Raw genomic sequence first — 3,788 nt, forward strand, 5'->3', positions numbered from 1 at the left:
ACGTCAGCCCGATCGACGGCAGTACCGAGGACGAGGTGACCAGATTGCTCGGCCTCGGCGTCGGTCATGTCACGGGGCATGGCGAAGGGTATCGAGCCTTGGGGTGCGATCTCGGCTGAACCTCTGAACTGCCGCAGATCCGCTCAGGTCGCGGCAGAAGCGGACGCTATGCCGCCCGAGCACATCGCGGCAGACATCCGGTTACTTCGCAACGGTCAGCGGGCGGGATTGAGGAGCGCGTTCTTCCACCACTCAGGCGGCTCGCCATGCCACCAGACAATGCCCCTGCTGTCTGGCTCTGCGCCTTCGATCATGCCGCCAGGAGGCTCGCCCAACTCGGCGTCGAGGATCTGGCCGACGACCCAGCTCACTGGCAAGTCGTCATCGATCCGGCGGCGCAGACCGATCGTGCCGTCTTCCCACCAGCCTTGATAGGCCACGCAGATCGTGTCTTCGCCCACAGTCCATGAGTCCAGGATTCGTAGATCGCCGTTCTCTTCGCTCGGGCGTGGAACGCCGGCCAGCACGGCCGCAAGGGCTTCCTCGGCTCGGGTCGGCGTAGGCATGGCGAGACCGTACCGCCGTGAAGGCTGCGGACGCTCCGGTCGCGGCATGTCCGGGCGCCCCGCGCACCGGAGGCTAGCGACGACCCTTCGCATAGCGGCTCGGACTTCGTCGGCCTTCGGAGTGCGCGCCCCGCGCAGGTGCGTAGGGCGCGGGCAACCTCGACCAGGTCATCGGATCGCGCGTCGCCGAGGTAGTCGTTGACCCCGAGGTGTTCTGGCGTCCCCCGGTGAAGTGGGCCGACGGGCCGCATCCGGCACGTTCCCGACCGGCATCGCGGTTGCACCTCAGCAGACAGCCCCGGCACGTGCCTGGGTGGCACGGGCCGGGGCTGGTTGGCCGAGGGTCAGCGGAGGGTTAGTTCGTGCCGCCGACCGTTACGTTCTGCTTGTTGTAGTTCTTGCCGTTGCCGTCGGGCTTGTAGTTCTGCTCGTAGTTGCCCGCGAGGTCCATGGAGAACCACTGGACGACGGTGTTCTTGTCGACCGTGATCTTCTCGGCGCCCTCGCGCATGCCCGCGGCGGCGAGCTTCGGCGAGTTCATCGTCGGGCGGCTGCCGTCGAGCGTGTAGTAGATGTTCGCCGGCTCGTCCACGGTGAAGGTGAACGTCGTCGAGGTGGCGGACGCGTCGGTCACCGCGAGCTTCGACGTGGGCTGCTGGTGGTCCTTGTCGTAGGCGCGGGCGACATCGAGGATGCCGATCTGGCCGTTGGAGAACTCCATGGCCTCCTCGTGGCCCTCGCTGAACGGGGGCTGGAAGCCGACCGCGTTGTACTTCTTGGTGGCCGGGTCGTAGAGGTCCGTGCCGACTTCGAAGTCCCAGCCGATGATGCCGTTGTTGTACCAGAACTCGTCGGCGCTGTTGCCGGCCGCCGAGTACAGCACGTCGACCACGGGGCCGGTGCGTCCCGGCTGGATGCCGGTGCCGCGCCAGTCCTGGACGGCGGACAGGATGTGGGTGGAGGCGTTCCAGAAGTAGTTCTCCGTGCCCATGTCCGTCCGCGGCAGCACCTCACGGCCGGCGGACTTGTACGCTCCCGGGGGCCACATGAAGTAGCCGCCGTAGGAGTGGGTGTTCATCGCGAACTTGATGTTCTTGAAGTTGTTCGCGAGCCACACCTCGTTGCGCGCTTCCGGCTCCGACAGCTCCGACGGACCTGAGTAGGTCTCGCCGGTGCAGCTGGTGCTGCCGCCGGTGTAGCCGTCGAAGCCACTGCCGACGGAGAAGTTGCGGTTGAGGTCGACGCCCCAGGAGTTGCGGCGTGCCGGGTCCGAGTTGTCCGCAGCGCAGTAGTTGACCATGTTCTTGCGCTGCATGTTGTAGTCGTACATTGAGTAGTGGGCGCCGTCGGGGTTCATCGTCGGGATGATGAAGATGTCGAGGTCGTCCACCAGCTTCTTGGTGTTCGCGTCCTGCGCGTAGTTGCGCAGCAACCGTTCGGCGGTCTCCACGCAGGTGATCGGGGTCACCCACTCGCGCGCGTGCTCCTGGCAGTAGAGGAACACGCCGGTCTTCGAGCCGTCCCGGTGCTTGCCGATCCGGATCGCCTTCATCTGGAACGGCTCACGCGAGACGCTCGCCGGCGCCTTGAGGCCGTCGGTCAGCGGGGTCGCCGGGGCCGCGGCCACCACACCGGTGCCATTGCTGGTCCGGTAGAGGCTGGCGGTCACCAGCGTCGACACCGCCGCGTTGGCGTTGATGGCGTTCACGACCTGGCCCGCGGTGCTGGTGATCGCGCCGGAGGCGTCCGTGGCCAGGTTGACCACGAATTCCTTGCCGTTGACCGCGACCGACAGCGGAGCGTTGTTCGCTCCCGGGTCCTTCAGCGTGATGCTGAGGTCGTTGCCGCCCTCACTGCCGTACGCCTTGGAGGTCACGTAGAACGTGCTCGCCAGCGCGGTCCCCGAACCCGTGCCGAACTGCGCCTGCGCCTGGCGGCGGTAGCCGTTCGTCTTGTACGGGAGATTGATGATCTCCGAGATGTTCGGGAATTCCTTGGCGAGACCGACGACCCGGTCGGTGACCTCGGTCGGGTCCATGTAGTGGTCGACGAAGTCCGACACGTAGTTCGGGCTCGGCGCCTTGACCGGGTCACCCAGCCACTTGGTCACCGGCACGGTGATCGTGCCGCCGCGGCTGCTGGTGACGGTGACCGTGGCGGGGGCCTCGGTGATCGCCAGCGGCGCGCTGAACCGGTGGTACATGTACGCGCCGGCGTCGGTGAAGCGGGACATCGTCGCCGTCCCGCCGGAGCCGGGCTCGGTGCCCTTGCCACTGTCCCAAGAGGCGGTGAGGACGGTCTGGGCGTCCGTCGCGCTGGACTTCACCTCGACCGACAGGAACCGCTGGTCGTTGAGGCTGGTGAACCACTCGGCGCGCAGGGGCGTGAGCGTGTCAGCCTCGGCCGCGTCGGCGGCCTCGATCGCGACCGCCTGCGAACGGGCGCGCATGTTCGCGTTGTAATCGCCCTGGTCCGAAATGGGGTTCTGGACGTCGAAGCCCTGGTCACGCAGGTTCTCGGTCTCATCAGGGCTGAGGACGGCGTGCACTTCGATGCCGTTGTCGACCGGCTTACTGTATTCGGCCAAATCGACACCCATGGCGTCAAGCTTGTCCACCCCCGACTTATCGGGGACGACGATGCGCATCAGTGCGACACCGTTCTGGGCGGTGCTGGAATCGCGGTCGGGTGTGACCGGTTGGCTCGTGGGGTCGCCGAGCGCCGGAAGGGCACTCATGATGACCACCAAGGGAATTGCGAGCAAGAGCGCGTAATGCCGCGCTCTGTGGGGACTCCTCAACGAGTTTCCTCCATCTGGCGCGCCCTCCCGAGACGGGGGTGTCAGTCGGGCGAGGCACCCAAGTTGTGGGGAGTCTGTTGGAAAGGTAAAGCGCCGTCAAGATCTCCGCGACCCCAAATTGGGACACTTCGCAACGGGGCTATTCAGGCCGCCCCGCCGTCCGACGCATGATCACGCACCGCAACGGTCGCGTTGCCGAGGAGATCTCAATACCAGGGCTTCTCGCGAATCTGATGCTGAGTCAAGCCGTGGTCCTGGTCGGGAAGATCTCGGATCTGTCGGACGGGCGGCATACTCTGAGCCCCGTCCGACGCATGGGGGAGTCATGACAAGCAGGTTCACCGAGTTGGCCGTTGACTGCCACGATCCGGAGAGGCTCGCGGCCTTTTGGTGCGAGGTCCTGGACTTCGAGGTGATCGACC

Annotated in this window: 3 protein-coding genes; 1 reads left to right on the forward strand and 2 read right to left on the reverse strand. The window is 66.1% G+C overall.

From position 1 onward, the window contains the following. Positions 1-215 precede the first annotated feature (215 nt). Together IEZ19_RS49345 and IEZ19_RS49350 are read right to left on the reverse strand one after the other, a co-directional pair. A complete protein-coding gene (locus tag IEZ19_RS49345) occupies positions 216-566 on the reverse strand; it encodes a hypothetical protein (RefSeq protein WP_161243763.1) in 351 nt (116 codons plus the stop codon). 355 nt (positions 567-921) lie between these two features. Beyond that, complete coding sequence (locus IEZ19_RS49350; RefSeq protein WP_189317891.1) at positions 922-3,303, reverse strand: M14 family metallopeptidase; 2,382 nt, start codon at positions 3,301-3,303, stop codon at positions 922-924. Between the two features lie 388 nt (positions 3,304-3,691). On the opposite strand from IEZ19_RS49350, the gene IEZ19_RS52470 reads away from it, so the two are divergent. Beyond that, the coding region (locus tag IEZ19_RS52470) for a VOC family protein (protein ID WP_308429109.1) at positions 3,692-3,788 on the forward strand (97 nt) is incomplete at its 3' end.

It is taken from the genome of Streptomyces brasiliensis (assembly GCF_014647875.1).
Classification (GTDB): domain Bacteria; phylum Actinomycetota; class Actinomycetes; order Streptomycetales; family Streptomycetaceae; genus Streptomyces; species Streptomyces brasiliensis.

What these genes read in the sequence shown, in the direction of transcription:
- IEZ19_RS49345 (WP_161243763.1), bottom strand. Translation starts at nt 566, where the DNA reads ATGCCTACGCCGACCCGAGCCGAGGAAGCCCTTGCGGCCGTGCTGGCC.
- IEZ19_RS49350 (WP_189317891.1), bottom strand. Translation starts at nt 3,303, where the DNA reads ATGAGTGCCCTTCCGGCGCTCGGCGACCCCACGAGCCAACCGGTCACA.